This window comes from Marinomonas pontica, from assembly GCF_026191375.1.
Taxonomy (GTDB): Bacteria; Pseudomonadota; Gammaproteobacteria; order Pseudomonadales; family Marinomonadaceae; genus Marinomonas; species Marinomonas pontica.
Genome location: NZ_JAODTL010000038.1, coordinates 63673 through 79304 on the forward strand (window position 1 = coordinate 63673; position 15632 = coordinate 79304).

Annotated in this window: 20 protein-coding genes; 17 read left to right on the forward strand and 3 right to left on the reverse strand. The window is 45.0% G+C overall.

Annotated features, from left to right (window positions below; all coding sequences use genetic code 11):
- Positions 1-30: 30 nt before the first annotated feature.
- From rlmB to N5P32_RS09475, 14 genes are all read left to right on the forward strand, one after another.
- Positions 31-798, forward strand: a complete 768-nt coding sequence (gene rlmB, locus N5P32_RS09410; RefSeq protein WP_265728829.1) for a 23S rRNA (guanosine(2251)-2'-O)-methyltransferase RlmB — start codon at positions 31-33, stop codon at positions 796-798.
- Positions 799-811: 13 nt separating this feature from the next.
- Positions 812-1873, forward strand: a complete 1062-nt coding sequence (cobT, locus tag N5P32_RS09415) for a nicotinate-nucleotide--dimethylbenzimidazole phosphoribosyltransferase (protein WP_265728830.1) — start codon at positions 812-814, stop codon at positions 1871-1873.
- A gap of 38 nt (positions 1874-1911) precedes the next feature.
- Positions 1912-2697, forward strand: a complete 786-nt coding sequence (locus tag N5P32_RS09420; RefSeq protein WP_265728831.1) for an adenosylcobinamide-GDP ribazoletransferase — start codon at positions 1912-1914, stop codon at positions 2695-2697.
- Positions 2694-3284, forward strand: coding sequence for a histidine phosphatase family protein (locus N5P32_RS09425; protein WP_265728832.1), 591 nt, complete (start codon positions 2694-2696; stop codon positions 3282-3284). The genes N5P32_RS09420 and N5P32_RS09425 overlap by 4 nt, the downstream gene beginning before the upstream one ends.
- A gap of 21 nt (positions 3285-3305) precedes the next feature.
- Positions 3306-3848 carry a trimeric intracellular cation channel family protein gene (locus tag N5P32_RS09430; RefSeq protein WP_265728833.1) on the forward strand — a complete coding sequence of 181 codons (543 nt, stop codon included), beginning with the start codon at positions 3306-3308 and terminating at the stop codon, positions 3846-3848.
- Between the two features lie 108 nt (positions 3849-3956).
- Complete coding sequence (cobO, locus tag N5P32_RS09435) at positions 3957-4610, forward strand: cob(I)yrinic acid a,c-diamide adenosyltransferase (RefSeq protein ID WP_265728834.1); 654 nt, start codon at positions 3957-3959, stop codon at positions 4608-4610.
- A 203-nt stretch (positions 4611-4813) separates the two neighbouring features.
- The gene (locus N5P32_RS09440) at positions 4814-5257 is read left to right on the forward strand and encodes a tetratricopeptide repeat protein (RefSeq protein WP_265728835.1); all 444 of its coding nucleotides are present in this window, start codon (positions 4814-4816) and stop codon (positions 5255-5257) included.
- 20 nt (positions 5258-5277) lie between these two features.
- Positions 5278-5583 (forward strand): hypothetical protein, encoded by a 306-nt coding sequence (locus N5P32_RS09445; protein WP_265728836.1) that lies wholly within the window; start codon positions 5278-5280, stop codon positions 5581-5583.
- 12 nt (positions 5584-5595) lie between these two features.
- Positions 5596-5880 (forward strand): S24/S26 family peptidase, encoded by a 285-nt coding sequence (locus N5P32_RS09450; protein WP_265728837.1) that lies wholly within the window; start codon positions 5596-5598, stop codon positions 5878-5880.
- A gap of 241 nt (positions 5881-6121) precedes the next feature.
- Complete coding sequence (locus tag N5P32_RS09455; protein WP_265728838.1) at positions 6122-6742, forward strand: YitT family protein; 621 nt, start codon at positions 6122-6124, stop codon at positions 6740-6742.
- A 148-nt stretch (positions 6743-6890) separates the two neighbouring features.
- The gene (locus N5P32_RS09460; protein ID WP_265728839.1) at positions 6891-7421 is read left to right on the forward strand and encodes a GNAT family N-acetyltransferase; all 531 of its coding nucleotides are present in this window, start codon (positions 6891-6893) and stop codon (positions 7419-7421) included.
- A gap of 26 nt (positions 7422-7447) precedes the next feature.
- Positions 7448-8176, forward strand: a complete 729-nt coding sequence (locus N5P32_RS09465) for a pseudouridine synthase (protein ID WP_265728840.1) — start codon at positions 7448-7450, stop codon at positions 8174-8176.
- Positions 8151-8522, forward strand: a complete 372-nt coding sequence (locus N5P32_RS09470) for a DUF2750 domain-containing protein (protein ID WP_265728841.1) — start codon at positions 8151-8153, stop codon at positions 8520-8522. The genes N5P32_RS09465 and N5P32_RS09470 overlap by 26 nt, the downstream gene beginning before the upstream one ends.
- A gap of 88 nt (positions 8523-8610) precedes the next feature.
- Positions 8611-9246: a TetR family transcriptional regulator C-terminal domain-containing protein gene (locus N5P32_RS09475; protein WP_265728842.1), complete on the forward strand. Its 636-nt coding sequence runs from the start codon at positions 8611-8613 to the stop codon at positions 9244-9246.
- Positions 9247-9260: 14 nt separating this feature from the next.
- Here N5P32_RS09475 and N5P32_RS09480 read toward each other — a convergent pair whose 3' ends face one another.
- Together N5P32_RS09480 and N5P32_RS09485 are read right to left on the reverse strand one after the other, a co-directional pair.
- Positions 9261-11387 (reverse strand): hybrid sensor histidine kinase/response regulator, encoded by a 2127-nt coding sequence (locus N5P32_RS09480; protein WP_265728843.1) that lies wholly within the window; start codon positions 11385-11387, stop codon positions 9261-9263.
- Positions 11359-12729 (reverse strand): SLC5/6 family protein, encoded by a 1371-nt coding sequence (locus N5P32_RS09485; protein ID WP_265728844.1) that lies wholly within the window; start codon positions 12727-12729, stop codon positions 11359-11361. The genes N5P32_RS09480 and N5P32_RS09485 overlap by 29 nt, the downstream gene beginning before the upstream one ends.
- 161 nt (positions 12730-12890) lie before the next feature.
- Here N5P32_RS09485 and N5P32_RS09490 point away from each other — a divergent pair, with 161 nt between their 5' ends.
- The 3 genes from N5P32_RS09490 to N5P32_RS09500 all read left to right on the forward strand — a co-directional run bounded on the left by N5P32_RS09490 (position 12891) and on the right by N5P32_RS09500 (position 15021).
- On the forward strand, positions 12891-13256 hold the full coding sequence (locus tag N5P32_RS09490) for a DOPA 4,5-dioxygenase family protein (protein ID WP_265728845.1): 366 nt from the start codon (positions 12891-12893) through the stop codon (positions 13254-13256).
- Positions 13257-13501: 245 nt separating this feature from the next.
- A complete protein-coding gene (locus N5P32_RS09495) occupies positions 13502-13984 on the forward strand; it encodes an FKBP-type peptidyl-prolyl cis-trans isomerase (protein ID WP_265728846.1) in 483 nt (160 codons plus the stop codon).
- 194 nt (positions 13985-14178) lie between these two features.
- Positions 14179-15021, forward strand: coding sequence for a DUF6279 family lipoprotein (locus tag N5P32_RS09500; protein WP_265728847.1), 843 nt, complete (start codon positions 14179-14181; stop codon positions 15019-15021).
- A 134-nt stretch (positions 15022-15155) separates the two neighbouring features.
- On the opposite strand, the gene N5P32_RS09505 is transcribed toward N5P32_RS09500, so the two are convergent.
- Complete coding sequence (locus N5P32_RS09505; protein WP_265728848.1) at positions 15156-15611, reverse strand: GNAT family N-acetyltransferase; 456 nt, start codon at positions 15609-15611, stop codon at positions 15156-15158.
- Between the last annotated feature and the right edge of the window lie 21 nt (positions 15612-15632).

The following is a 15632-nucleotide window of genomic DNA, read 5'->3' on the forward strand; positions in this document are numbered from 1 at the left end:
GCGTATGCCCCCAAATTAATAGAGTAGATAATGTCAGATTTAGAATGGATATACGGTATTCATGCCGTGGAAAACGCGTTAAACCAACAGCCAGAACGCATCAAAGAAGTGCGTTTTCAAGAAGGCCGTGACGATAAAAAAAACCAACGTTTAGTACAGCTTTGTAAAACCAATAAAGTGCGTTACAGCGTGGTTGCTCGTCGAGACTTAGACCAATTGTTTACCTCCAGCAAAGACCGCGTGGTTCACCAGGGTGTGGTGGCTTACACCACGATGAACAAGGCTGGTAACGAAGCCGATTTGCATACTTTGATTGGTGGTTTGGATGAGACTCCGCTGATCATTATTTTAGATGGTGTGACCGACCCTCATAATTTAGGCGCGTGCTTGCGAAGTGCCGATGCGGCAGGTGCTCATGCTGTGGTGATGCCAAAAGACAACTCTGCGCCACTGAATGCGACGGTCAGCAAGGTGGCTTGTGGTGCTGCAGAAAGCATTCCTGTTTATGCCGTAACGAACCTTGCTCGTACGATGAAGAAGTTACAAGACCAGGGTGTGTGGATTTTTGGCACCGCGGGCGAAGCAACACAAACCATTTACGAGCAAGACTTAACCATTCCAACAGCGATTGTGATGGGCGCAGAAGGTGATGGCATGCGTCGTTTAACTCGCGAGCAATGCGACTATTTAGTGAAGCTGCCTATGGCTGGTGTGGTTTCTAGTTTGAATGTGTCCGTAGCGACAGGCGTTTGTCTCTACGAAGTCGTGCGTCAGCGCGCTGTTAAGGCCAAAGGTTAAGGGGCACAAAGCCTTGTTTAAGCAGTTTACTATTCAAGCACCCTCGGTGCGTATTGAAGCCGAGCTACAACACAAAATCGACAATAAAACCAAACCGTTAGGTGCGCTGGGTGAGTTGGAAAGCATTGCGTTTCAGCTTGGCAAAATTCAGCAAACGACAACGCCCGATGTGTCAAAACCGCAGATGATCATTTTTGCGGCGGATCATGGCGTGGTAGCACAAGGCATCAGTTTGTTTCCACAAGAAGTCACACCTCAAATGGTGATGAACTTTCTAATGGGCGGCGCGGCGGTGAGTGTGTTTTGCGAACAACATAACGTGCCATTGCGCATTGTTGATGTGGGGGTGAATGCTGAGCTGGAAGCGCATCCTTTATTGGGTGCTCGCAAAGTGGCGTTTTCTTCGCAAGATTTCAGTCAACAGGCAGCCATGACGAGCACACAGTTAGAGCAAGCCCTTCAAGCTGGCGTTGACGAAGCGAATTTGGCAATTGACAAGGGCGTGAACCTATTGATGTTCGGTGAAATGGGCATTGGTAACACGTGCGTGTCGTCTTGCATGATGACGGCGTTGATTGGTGTGAGCGCCGAGGACAGTGCTGGGCGTGGTACAGGACTGGATTCTGCTGGGGTTTCGCACAAAGCACGTATTATTGAGCAATCATTACAGCGTGCGGAAAAAGAAACTGGCCAATTGATGTCTGACTGGAGTGCGCAAACACTGGCAGAACAAGTTGGCGGCTTTGAGATTCTGGCTATGGCAGGCGCGATGTTGCAATCGGCTCAGCGTCAAACGGTGTTTGTGGTGGATGGTTTTATCTGTTCAGTCGCGTTGTTGTTCGCTCAAAAAGTGGCGCCTGATGTGCGTGAATACGCGGTTTTTGCGCACCAATCAAATGAAAAAGCCCACAAAATGTTGCTGAGTCATTTGAAGGCCGAGCCTATTTTGTCTTTGGATTTGCGCTTGGGTGAAGGTTCTGGCGCTATTTTGGCCTATCCTTTGATCCAAAGTGCCTGTGCATTTTTGAATAAAATGGCGAGCTTTGAAAGCGCTGGCGTCACCGATTCTAAATAATATCAGTCGTACGAATAATTAGGTAAACATAGCCCATTATGAAAGGCGTTCTTGTTGGTCCCTATTGGCAAGGCTTTAAACGTAGCCTTGTTACTTATACTCGAATTCCGCTGAAGGTGGATTGGAGTGACGAGATAAAGCACATCCCAGCGGTGTGCTTTTTACCATGGATTGGACTGGTGGTTGCACTATTGAGTGCTTGGCCATTGTGGTTTGATTGGTCATCTGCGTTGCAGGCATTGTTGATGCTGTTGACCGCTGTGCTATTAACCGGTGGATTTCATGAAGACGGTTTGATGGACAGTTGCGATGGCTTGGTTGGTGGTTGGGACAAAGAGCAGCGTTTGGCGATTATGAAAGACTCGCGTATTGGCAGTTACGCGGCGTTGTCGATTTGGTTTGCTTTGTCGTTAAAATGGCTCTTGTTGACTGAGTTATTAGACAGTATTCCCAATTCATTTTTAGGCTTTATTTATACCTTGAGCGCTTGGTGTGTGGTGCATGTCATCGCGCGGGTGTTTCCATTGTTATTAATGCACACGTTGGACTATGTGACCATGGGACAAAGTAAAGCGTCGAGTATGATTGCTAAGCTAACGTCCAGTCACTGGTTGGTCGCGTTATTGCCCTGTTTGCTGGTTGGAATCGTGGCATTTAGTCTATTTGATCTTCTTGTTACCTTGCTGTTTTGTCTTGTTGTAGTGGCATTGATTCGCTTTTACCTGCGTAAAAAAATTGCTGGTTTCAATGGCGATACATTGGGGGCGAGTGAGCAGATTGGTGAGATTTTTGTCATTGTCTGTTTGTTGGTGTCGTATTCATGAAGTTGTATTTGATTCGTCACCCGAGACCGGATGTTAAGCAAGGTTTGTGTTATGGCGACATGGATGTACCGTTAGCAGACGGTTGGGAAGCAGGGGCTGCGGCTTTAAAAGCTCGCCTCGGTATAAACTTTGATAATGCGTCGAATGCGTGTTTTCACAGCCCTTTAATTCGAGCGGCAAGGCTTGCTGAGTACATAAGTGATGCACGTTCTCATTCGGTTGATGCATTAAAAGAGTTAGATTTTGGGCAGTGGGAGGGGCTGTGTTGGCAGGATATCCCAAAAGCCGAAATCGATTCATGGGCGAGTGATATTGTCCATAGCGCACCTTATCATGGAGAGTCGTTGCAGGTGGTGACCAATCGCGTTTGGACGTGGTGGCTATCGGTGCGCGACTTGCCTATGGATAACTGTGTGGTGGTGGCGCATTCAGGGGTAATTAAAGTCTTTGTTAGTTTGTTGTGTCAGTGGCCGTTGGAGCAATGTCACCGCATTGATGTGGGCTTTACCAGCGTGACTGAGTTTGTTGTTTTGGACGATTTTGTTGTGTTGAAGCGCCTGGGTGCAGGCGATTGGGTTTCTGCTTAGGTTAATTCGAGAAGAATAAGAATGTTGCTATATCTTTTGGGTATGTTTGGGATTGCTGCGTTTGCCATTACGGGGGTGATTTCGTCTGGCAAAAAAGACATGGATCTATTTAGTGTTGTGTTTCTGGGAATGGTGACGTCATTAGGCGGAGGTACGATTCGTGATACGGTGCTGTCTGTCGAAACGGTTTATTGGGTGAAAGACACTTCGTATTTATGGGTGGCGTTTTTGTCGTCTGCATTGGCGTTTTTTACGGTGCGGTTTATTGAAGACAGACAGACGGTTTTTCATTATGCCGATTCGTTTGGTTTAGCTTTATTTACTGTTGTGGCAACCGAAAAGGTGTTGCTTTTAGGCTTTCCGCCAACCATCGCCATTACGATGGGAATCATTACTGGTGTGGCTGGTGGTATTATTCGTGATGTCTTGAGCCATCGTCCGCCTTTGGTGTTGGGGCGTGAGTTTTATGCAACGCCTGCTTTTTTAGGGGCTTTACTGCTTGTACTACTTGAAAAAAACGTACCGACACACATGAGTTTAACTCGATTTACGCTGTCTCTTTAGTCTTTATACTGAGGGTGTTCGCAATTCATAAAGGCTTATATTACCCAAGTTGGTTGTTGTACAAGAAAAAATAGCGCAAGAAAAATAGCAGGTTAAAAGAGAGACATTATGACGGATACTACTCGAGATAAAACAAGCGCAGAGCTAAAAAGTACGGAGAAAAACAGTAGAGCAAGCGGACAAGAACGAAGCGCGCTTGTTGAAAAAAAGGCCATTGTGGATGAACGAATTGCGGCCGCAACCGAAGAACGCGGCGTTACGATTTTATTAACAGGCAATGGCAAAGGCAAAAGCTCCAGTGCGTTTGGCACCATGGCGAGAGCGTTGGGGCATGGGCAAAAAAGTGCGGTTATCCAGTTTATCAAGGGGCGCAAAGCCACCGGTGAACAGTTGTTTTTTGGTTCTCATCCTTTGGTTGATTTCCATGTTATGGGCCATGGGTTCACATGGGAAACCCGAAACCCTGAATTAGAAAAAGAAGCCGCAGAACAAGCGTGGGCATTGGCTAAAAAAGTGTTGTCTGATCCTAGCGTACACTTTGTTTTGCTGGACGAAATTACCTATATGTACAAATATGGCTATTTAAACGAAGCGGACTTGGTTGCTGCATTAGCCGCTCGTCCAGCTCATCAAAATGTGATGATGACTGGTCGCACCGCACCAAGGGTTCTGTTGGACAGTGTGGATACTCACAGTAAAATTGCCAACGAGCGTCATGCTTTTGCAAACGGTGTGAAAGCTCAAATCGGGATTGAATGGTAGTTCGCTTTGCGAGCTACTTGCTTGATTTGTAACGATTTTCTCTTGTGTTTATATTTATTTCCATGAATTCTCCTTCCTTAGCGCTCTCGAACGTCCCCGTGTAAAGCATTTAAATGAGATTTATTCTCAAATTGGCTGGATTTTTTTAAGATCTTTTACGATAATGATTCTCATTAAGTTTTTTTATTCTTGTGGGGGATCTAATGCAAAACTGGGAACGTTTAACAAGGCAGGCGAATAAGGCATTTTCAAACCATGATTTCACGGATGCGGTCGACTTAAATCGCCAAGCTTTAATCCAAGCTGAGCGTTCATTTGATGAAGATTTCTATCGTGATGCGGAGTCGGCTGTAGCGGCTGCGGCGGTGAGTTTTTTGAATATGGCGGAATCGTACACGGCGTTGGGCGATTTTGTTTCGGCGAATACGCAGTTTGAATGCGCGGTAAATTTTTTGCAGCGTGTGATGTCCCGACCAGATATGAATAACGAGCAGCGTGATCTTATTATGAGAACCGCCACTCATATTCGTTTTGAGTGGGATTTATTCACCCAGAGTTATCGCAGAGAAGTCTCAATACAGAGTAAGGCATTAATGCAATCGTTATCCCATGCTATCTCCACATCTAATACGTTTGTTTGTCATTAGTGATGAGTTGAGGGGAGAGCATGAAATTGATGGTTGAGTGTGTATTCGTTTGCGCGGTCTTGTTAATGAGTCAAGTAGGGTTGGCCGCTGAGGGGCCTTTTGAGTCAAATGAGACGCGAGAGTTACTTCACTCTATTGGTGTTTTTGTTGGCGTTTTTGTCATAGTTGGAGGCTTTGTTTATAAACAATGGCTTCGTCGTAAAAGGTTTATGAAACAACAGGGGAGCATCATGATGCATAGTGTGGTGGCGTTACTGGATAAGGTTGTGCGTTTTAAAACGGCAAAGGCGGATTGTGCTGTTGCTCATGGATTTGCGTTTTTATAGGGAGGAGCGTCTATGCTTCGCTTAATGAAAGTAAAGGGTGAGAACATGTCGCCGCAATTACAAGATGGGGATTTTGTTTGTATCAGTCGATGGTATCGTAAGTTGAAAATTGGTCAAATTGTGGTGGTTGATCATGCATTGTATGGACTTATTATAAAAAAGGTCCTACATATTGCGCCAGATGGTCAGCTTTGGTTAGGAGGCGAAAATAATAAAAGCCTACAGTCTGAGCGTATCGGATGGGTTTCACCACGTCGTGTTGTAGGAAAAGTAATACGCCGAATCTGCTCGTCCTGATGCTGTTAAGATGGTCATAACGTTACGTCTTTTTGAACGGCACTTAATCTCCTTCTTTATTTGCGTGCTTTACAGTTAAAAATTTTTGAGGGATGAATGTATACATCTATGATGTGTACATAAAAATAGACACTCCCTGAAAATGGCCAAAAACAGCTTTCGGCTTCTGTATTGGTCTTAGTCTTATTTTTCTCTAGAATCCACGCCATTCTAATCCCGTCATTTATGTAGAGAGAAAACCATGTCGACAGCCGAGTTGCCAAAAACCAATAAACACACGCGCCTCGAAGATGCCCAAGCGGTGATTCTTGGTACCTTGATTATTGCTCTCGGCGTGAACCTTTTTACTCATGCGGGTTTATTAACCGGCGGTTCGGCAGGACTGGCATTTTTGATGCAATATTCAACACCATTGAGCTTTGGCCAGGCTTTTTTCTTGATTAACTTGCCGTTTTATATTTTGGCAATTATGCACTTTGGTTGGGAGTTCACCATAAAGACGTTCTTGTCCGTCTTCTGTTTGTCTGTGTTTGCCGACGTGACGCCAATGTTAGTGACGTTTGATCATGTGAACCCATTTTACGCAAGTGTGGCCGGTGGGTTCTTGATGGGGGTCGGTTTTCTGATGTTGTTCCGTCATAACGCCAGCTTAGGTGGATTAAACATTCTTGCGCGTTATCTTGCCGAAAAATATGGCATTTCGATGGGTAAATTTCAGATGATTGTCGATTGCATGATTGTGATGCTGTCCGTTTTTGTTGTTGACTATACCCTGATCATTATCTCGTTTGTTGGGGCCGTCGCATTGAATATGATCATTGCTGTAAATCATAAACCTGGCCGTTACATGGGCAATGTGTAGAGACAGGCGATAATGCCTTCGTGAAAAAGCATAAAATAGCGACTTCGGTCGCTTTTTTATGCCTACTTGCTATTCAATATGTCTGACGTTTCCTAACTGTGTCGTGCTCAGGTATCATTGGCACAACCAAAAGTCAGAGGAAAAGAGTTTGGAATTACTTAAAGTAGACAACCTTAACCCTTATTTGGACGATCTTGTTGAATTATTGTGTGATGCCGTGGATTCCGGTGCGCCTATTGGCTTTTTACCGCCAATGAGTGAGTCTGAAGCGAAAGCCTATTGGCAGACAATTAACGATGATTTACAGGCAAATGCGCGTCAAGTGTTGCTTGTTCGAGAAGACGACAAAGTCGTAGGCAGTGTGCAAATCTCTATGTCGCCCAAGGCCAATGCATTGCATCGTTGTGATGTGGAAAAGTTGATGGTGCACACTCAAGCGCGTGAAAATGGTTTAGGTGGCATTTTAATGCAAGGTGTTGAGCGTGTTGCCGCCGCCATGCAAAGACAATTGTTGATATTGGAAGTAAGAAGCGATGACATAGCTCACGACATGTATGTGAATATGGGCTATATTCCGTTTGGTGAAGTACCTGGATACACACGCAGTGCAAACGGTATGTTGCATAATGCCACGTTCTTCTACAAAGAAATTGAAACCACCCACGAAGTATTCTCTTAATTTAAACAAAGCCATAGGCGATTCCCTTGAGACTTGATTTTTATATATCCCACGTGACCGAATTGGCGCGTAAAGCGGCAAAAATTGCTGCATCCAAAGGCCGTGTTACCGTAAATGGTGAAGTGGTTAAAAAAGCCAATTTTACGGTGCAAGAAGGGGATAAAGTATGCCTTGATGACACTCTTTTGGCGTGGCCATCGGAAGGGTACTACTTACTGAATAAACCCGCAGGTTACGTTTGCGCCACTCAAGACCCAGATCACCCTACCGTATTGGACTTGCTGCCCTCTCATTTAGGCCAAGAGCTGAAAATAGTGGGCCGGTTAGATAAGGACACGACAGGGTTGCTGTTATTGACGACCGACGGGCAGTGGTTACACAGAATTACATCACCACGAAATGCATGTAACAAACGTTACCGAATGATGCTAGCAGACCCAATCAGTGACGATGCATTAGCACAATTGGAAGAAGGCGTGATGCTGCATGGCGAATCACAGCCTACGTTACCGGCGATTGCTGAACGTATTAGTGACTGTGATATTTTCCTGACGATTCAAGAAGGCAAATACCATCAAGTGAAGCGCATGTTAGCGGCGGTTGGTAATAAAGTGGAAGAGCTTCATCGTGATCAGATTGGTCCGCTTTCGTTAGACGCCGATCTGGATGCCGGAGAATTCCGCGCTTTGACCGAAGAAGAAGTGGCTTACTTTTTAAAAAAGAGAGTGAATGATGAAAGAGTTATCAATGGATGAACGCGTTCAATTATTAGTTGCGCCCGACAGTGAACGTTTGGCGTATTTTGTTGAGCAAGCGAAAGCGACACAATTGGTGTGGAGTTTGAGTAACGAAGAAGGCTTCGTTATGGTCGAAACAGACAATGGCGATTGTGTCATGGTATGGCCAGATGCTGAGTTTGCGAGCCAGTGGGCCATTGATGATTGGGACGATTGCGAGCCTGTTTCTGTGTCATTGGAGACGTTTAAAACCGAATGGTTGCCAAGTCTTACTCTGGATAATGTCACCGTGGCTGTTTTTCCTAATATTGAAGATGAAGGCAAAATATCGACGGCGGAAGAATTGACCGCATTGTTGGCTTAATACTGGAAAAGTACAGATTTTTCGGACAATGCTGATTCGTCTTTTCGGCTTTGTTCGAAGTAAATATAACTAAGGACCTAACTCCCCCATGAGCAAACGTCAAAATCATCGTGAAGAAGTCTTTGTAAAAATCCTAGAAGCGGCCGAAACGGAATTCGGGCTAAAGGGTTACAATGGCGCTAGCTTGCAGCACATCGCTGAGCGTGCAGGACTACCTAAACCTAATATTATTTATTACTTCCAGTCGAAGGCAAACTTATACAAGCAGGTGCTTGATCAAACCTTAACTGGGTGGAATGATTTATTCGATCGTGCAACGTTAGACGATGATCCTGCCTATGTATTAGACAGTTTTATTCGTGTCAAACTGAAACAAAGCTTTGAAAAAGGCGGTACGTCACGACTTTTTGCAATGGAAGTCATCGGTGGGGCGCTGCATATTGGCGACTATTTAAAAGAAGAATTACGCCCGTGGTTTAAGTCGAGAACGGAGCTGCTTCAAGGTTGGATGGACGCAGGTAAGATGCGTTCGTGTGACCCTGCTAGTGTGATTTACATGATTTGGGCGACGACACAGCATTACGCAGATTTTGAGGCGCAAGTGCTGGCGCTAAGCGGTATTGAATCACTTGGTGATGAGGACCTAAAGCGTATTGGCGATACGGTCAGTGGCATTATTTTGGCGGGCTGCGGCTTGCAGCCCCCTAAAATGGATTCTCATTAAACGACAAGTGTGAATTAATCATCGTCGTTTGCTTCTTCTCTTAACTGGTGAATATGCTGAACCAAAGCTCGCAATTTCGCGGGCTTTGCTGGTTTTGCCATATAAGTAATATTTTGCTGTTTGCATTGCTCTACTAATTCAGGGTCCCGTAATGCCGTGATGAGCACGGCTGGAATAGTTTTCCCCGCTCTTTTTCTGAGGGCCTTGATCAAAGAAACACCGTCTTTATTATCGTCAAGGTGGTAATCCACGAGCAGCAGTTCCGCTTCTCCCTCCGCTTCTAACGCATCGCTAAAACGATTAAAAGTGCGACAGTCGCATTGCCAATGGGTCAGGAGTGTGTGCATTGCAATGAGGTTGTTTTTCTCGTCATCAATACACCAAACATAACAATGCGACAGTTTTTCATGCTGTGTGCTGGTGGTTGGCGTCACGGCAATATCGGTTATTTGGTTGCTCTGAGCTAAAGGAATACCAATGCTAAAGCAGCTGCCTTTGCCTGGGACAGAGCGAATTTGTGTCGCAAGTCCTAGCTGTTTTTGCATACGTCGCACCAGCCCCAAGCCCAATCCCATGCCGGGTTCTTGGGTGTTTTCCCAGCGGTAAAAATCATCAAATATTTTTTTCTGTTCGGTTGCTGGAATGCCGACGCCAGTGTCCCATACTTGCAAATAAACCACGCCATCTCTGGGTCTCACGCTTAACAATACGCGGCCCTTTTGAGTATATTTCACCGCGTTAGAGACAAAATTTTGTATGATCCGACGCAAATAGATTGGGTCGCTGTGTACCCTAAAAGGACGTAGGTAAGTTGTTAGACGAATGTTTTTACTTTCTGCAATCACGCCAAATTCCGCGATAATAGGCGCTAAAATGTCTTGTAAGTTGCAGTCCACTAATTTGGGGTGAATCGCCCCTTGGTCTAAGCGAGCAATTTCGAGCAGGGTAGAAATCAGGGCTTCGGTTGATTCTAAGGAATCGGACAACTTTCCAATGACTTGATTGGTGTCTTGAGGTAATGACGTGGACTGTAAAATGCCCATGTAGAGCTTAGCAGCGTTTAATGGCTGTAGGATGTCATGGCTGGCCAAAGCGAGAAATTCTGTTTTTGAGGCGTTGGCTTTTTCGGCTTCGGCCTTCGCACTGATAAGGGCTTTTTCTGCTTGGTTACGGCGTTCAATTTCCTGCATTAGCTCATTATTGACGCCTTGCACTTCTTCTGTACGAGCCTCCACACGTTTTTCCAAATCAATGTTGGCTTCTTTTAACGCTTGTTGGCTTTCTATGTGTTCAGTGACGTCGGTAAAACTGGTTACAAAGCCACCGTCTGGAAGTGGGTTGCCTACCATTTCTATCACGCGTCCACTGGCTCGGCGGCGCAAAAATCGGTGCGTGGTGCCTTTTCGTAGATGTTCTAAGCGTTTGCTGACCAGTTCCTCTATGTCGCCAACTCCACATTCGCCGCGTTCCGCATTAAAGCGAATGAGCTCTTCTACGGGCAGTCCGACGGTCAACATGCCTTCTGGGTATGGGTAAAGCGACAAGTAGGTTTTGTTCCAAGCAACGATGCGCAGGTCTTTATCTACGACGCTGATGCCTTGGTCCAAATTGTCCATGGAAACAAATAACAAGTTTTGACTAAACTGGATGGCTTGCGTTGTTTCATCTAGATACGTCACCATTTCTTCGACCTTGATTTGCTTGTCGACCAAAATGGAGTTGATGATGGTGCGAGCAGACGAGCCACCTAAAACGCCACCTAGAATGCGTTCGCAGTAGTCGACAAATAGCCGGTTTGGTGAGGCATTATTCGGCAAGGTTTGGTTGTAGTCTTGTTCAAAGTTAGCAAGTACTTGTTGGCATTTTTGTTTGCCTAAAAAGGTTTCTAGCAAAACAAAGAAGTCGCCGTTGGTGGCTTTGCTTTTCGGCTTAAAAAAGCCCTTTTCTAGTTCGGTAGTGGGGCTAACGAAAGCGGTTGCTTGAATACGGTCTATCAGTCGTTCTGTGGACAATATCGATCCTGCAATGTAACCAATAACGTTGGCTAACAAGCTGATAAATGCCCCGTAACTAATAAGCTCGGAACGAGATTGCGCGCTGTCTATGCCCCAGTCAATATTGCCTGTTAATGGTAGCATCATTAGCAAAACCCAACACAAAAAACCCAGTGTTAGCCCAGTATAAACGCCGTGCGCATGGGCGCGTTCTCCAGTACAGGCCACCTAACACTGCGGGCATGAGTTGCAAGACCAATGAAAAGGCCAGTACACCTGTGCCAGCCAGAGATTCATTGTTGGCGAGCTTTTGGTAATACAAGAAGGACAGTACCAAAATGCCAATCATGGCAAGGCGACGGATGGTCAGTATTCGACGTCGATACAGGGGAAGGGCTTGTTGTTGCGCACTGGCGCGAGCCAGCATAAGAGGCAAGATCACATCGTTACTGATCATAATGCTCAGGGCAAACGTGGCAATGATGATCATGGCGGTCGTCGCTGACATGCCACCAAGGAAGATCAATATTTGCAGCGGAAGGTTGTCTGAGACTAAGGCAAACTGGATAACGTAGGTGTCAGGGTTTATATCCGCAGAAAAAAGACTTTGCCCTGCAATGGCGATTGGCGGAATAATGGCGGCAAAAATCAATAGGTATAAAGGAAACAGCAATCGCGCCATATTGGATTGTCTGTCGTTCTGATGGTCCACTACGGTGACATGGAATTGACGGGGTAGACAAATGACTGCGGCGGCCGACATGAAGGTTTGCATCAAAAAGGAAAAAGACAAAAATTGTTCGGGGTTCCAAACAGCAAAGTCCACATTTTGACTTATTTCAGTGATATCTCGTTCTTGCGTCATTAAAATGGCGACTAGGCCAACGGCCACGATAGCGATTAATTTAAACAACGATTCGGCGCCAATGGCGAGCATCATGCCTGAACGATACTCTGTGACTTCTACTTTTCGTGTGCCAAACAGCATGGCAAAAACGCCAATTAAAATGGTGGCGATCAACACCACAATGCCCGTTGACGATTCGTCTTGATTCACAAATAGCGCAAAATTCGAGCCGATGGCTTTGAGCTGCAACGCAATATAAGGAATGACCGCCAGCATGCTGATTAGAATGACCAAGGGCGCAGTCATTGGGCGTTTGCCATATCGAGAAGAAATAAAGTCCGCGATGGAGGTGATGTTTTGTTTTCGGCTGACCGTAATCATTTTGCGTAAAATCGGAAAAGCGAATAAATACAAAAGAATGGGGCCAAGCAAAATGGGTAAGTAGCTCCAGCCAGATCGAGTAGCTTCACCGATCGAGCCGTAAAACGTCCAGGCCGTACAATAAATGGCCAGTGATAAACTATAGACCAATGGGTGACGCGTGAGTTTTTTTGCTGTTGGACTTTCCTTGTCGCCCCAGATGGCAATCCAGAACAAACCTAAAACATACAGAATAGCTAACAGAATCCAGAAAACAGTCATTAAATTCGATACCTGAATATAGGCTGGGGATCATGATTTTGAATACTAAATGTAACACAAGCCCAAGAATAATCCTCTACGACTTAGGTCGTGTAAGGGAGAGAGGGGAGGTGCTACACTGTTTGTAAATCCACAGATGATGATTAACGTTAGGCATTAAAATGAGCATACTTCCTTCATATCGAGACATCAAAGCGTTTCATGCACACCTTTATTATCATGACGAAGAGGGGGTTGAGACCGCAAAGCGGGTAGCGGCTCAAGCGGCAGAATTATTTGATATTCGTGTTGGGCGTTTTCATCAAAAAAACGTCGGCCCACACCCAGCTTGGAGTTGTCAGCTTTCATTTGCAGCAGAGACGTTTGCGCAGATTGTTCCTTGGCTGATGTTAAATCGTCAGTCGTTGGATGTTTTTTTACATCCATTAACGGGTGATGAATATGTCGATCATACTCAAGGCGTTAGTTGGTTAGGCAAGTCTTATGAACTGGATATTTCGCAGTTCATGCCACCACATGACGAATAAACGGCAACGTAAAAGCATTGTTGTACCGTGTCTTTGGTATTTTTTTTAAAATTTTGTCAAACATCCCTTTAAAAATCGCCGAACGTACCAAACTTGTAGAGTTATACGGTAGTTATTGCGTTTATGGGACGTTATCATACTCATAATAACTGTTGTCTTGGTTCGTGTTGTGGCGGTGTCGTGCAAAATTGTTTGCTTGTATCAAGCACTCGTTCCTTATATTTATTTTTAAGCTGGAGAATTCAATGCAAATTACAGAAAACGCCGTTGTTAGCATGCACTACACATTGACAGATGAACAAGGCCAAGAACTTGACTCTTCTGTTGGTCAAGAGCCTTTAGTATTTCTAAGTGGCGCGCAAAACATCATTGATGGTCTAGATAAAGCCCTTCAAGGTAAAGCGGCTGGCGACAAGCTTGCTGTTTCTGTTGCTCCTGAAGATGGCTACGGTGCTGTTCATCAAGAATTGATTCAAAAAGTGCCTACTGAAAACTTCCAAGGCGTAGACGAGATCCAAGTTGGCATGCAATTCATGGCTCAGACGCCAGGTGGCCAACAGCCAGTGACGGTTATTGCAGTAGAAGACGATGGCGTTATGTTAGATGGTAACCATCCTTTAGCAGGCAAAACATTGAACTTTGATGTTGAAATCATTGATGTTCGTGAAGCATTGGCTGAAGAGCTAGAACATGGTCATGTTCATGGAGAAGGTGGTCATCACCACTAGGCCTATTTTTTTAAAATAGCAGGCTATACTGTAAGCGGCTTCTGTCTTGTTTTCATAACAAGCAGAAGCCGTTTTTGTATCTGCAATCACCGCCAACAGATCCCGCTTTTAAAGTAATCCGCTTGACCAACAAGTCCGTACAGGTTAGATAGGAAATACACATCTACTTGGTGACTTAAGGCGAGGGGTTGAACATGAAGAAGGCTAAATTTCCCCTAATACTAGTATTTAGTTTTCTTTTGAGCGCGTGTTCATCTTCGTTTATGTACAACAATATTGATTGGTTACTTTATTGGTATGTGGACGACTATGTGGATTTATCGTCAGATCAAAAAGCGGCATTAGATAAGCACATTGTCGCATGGCAACATTGGCACCGTTCTACTGAACTTGAAAAATATCAAACACAACTTAAAAGCCTTCGCATTAAATTAGAGTCTGGACCTCTGAATGAAGAGCAATGGCTGAGCGAGTTTGAGCAAGCGCAACAGCACCTTAATCGTTTTCGTACTAAAGTTGCGCCAGAGCTCGCGGATCTTGCACAACTCCTGTCTGCAGAGCAAGTAGAAGCGCTGCTTGTGGCATGGAACAAAAAAAGGCAAGCGCGTCAGTCTGAGTCAGAAAAGCGAACAGATGTAGAGCGGTTAATTCGTCGAGAGGAGCGTCTGGCTGAATTCATTGAGGATAATGTGGGCAGGCTAACCCAGCAGCAAACCGATACAGTTTCGTATTACGCCCTCAAATTTATTACGACAACGAATGGACGAACGGAATATCAAACCACCTTACAGAATGTGGTGAGAGATATTTTTGCCCATCGCGATAAACCAGAATTTACACCAAGGCTTGTTGCTCTTATAAGCGATCCAGACCAGTACAAAACCGCACAATACAAAGCAGAATCAGCTCGCAATGCACGTTTGTATGCTCAAATGCTGGCTGAACTGAACCTTTCTTTTACTCATAAGCAAAAGCTAACGCTTGATACGCAACTTGAGGAATGGATCAATTTGATTGACGATTTGGTTTCAGACTAATGTGTTAACCAATCTTGAGAAGTACTCCCTAGATGAAGTACTCTCTAGTTCAAGTACCCCTAATTCAAGCAACCTCCTAGATTTGCAGTAAACGTTTTGCTAGAGCTAACATCTAGCATGGCGAATTAAGGGTTTTATTCTGTCTTTCGTATCATGTGGTAATGCTCAATCCCATCTTCCATATAAGGCTCAGAGACTGTGGTAAAGCCATGAGATTGGTAAAAGCGTTCAAGATGGGACTGCGCGCCAATTTTGATGTCGCTATCAGGCCAACGTAGAAGCGTTTCTTTGACGGCGTTTGCCATTAGAACATGACCTATTTTATCTTTTCGGCTATTTTGCGCGACAACCACGCGTCCTATGCTGGTAAAGCCAGTGTAGGAGTCACCTTTTGCCAACAGCCTAGCGTAAGCCACCACCTTATTATCTTTTAGCGCATAAAGGTGTCGTGTATCCGGTCGTGTATCCAGATCATCTAAATCTGGAAAAACACAGTTTTGCTCAACCACAAAGACATCGCTGCGCAGTTTAAGTAAATCGTACAAGGTATGTGTAGTAAGCTCATTAAATGCCTGACAATGCCAAATCATACTGTTTTCCGTGAATGGTTT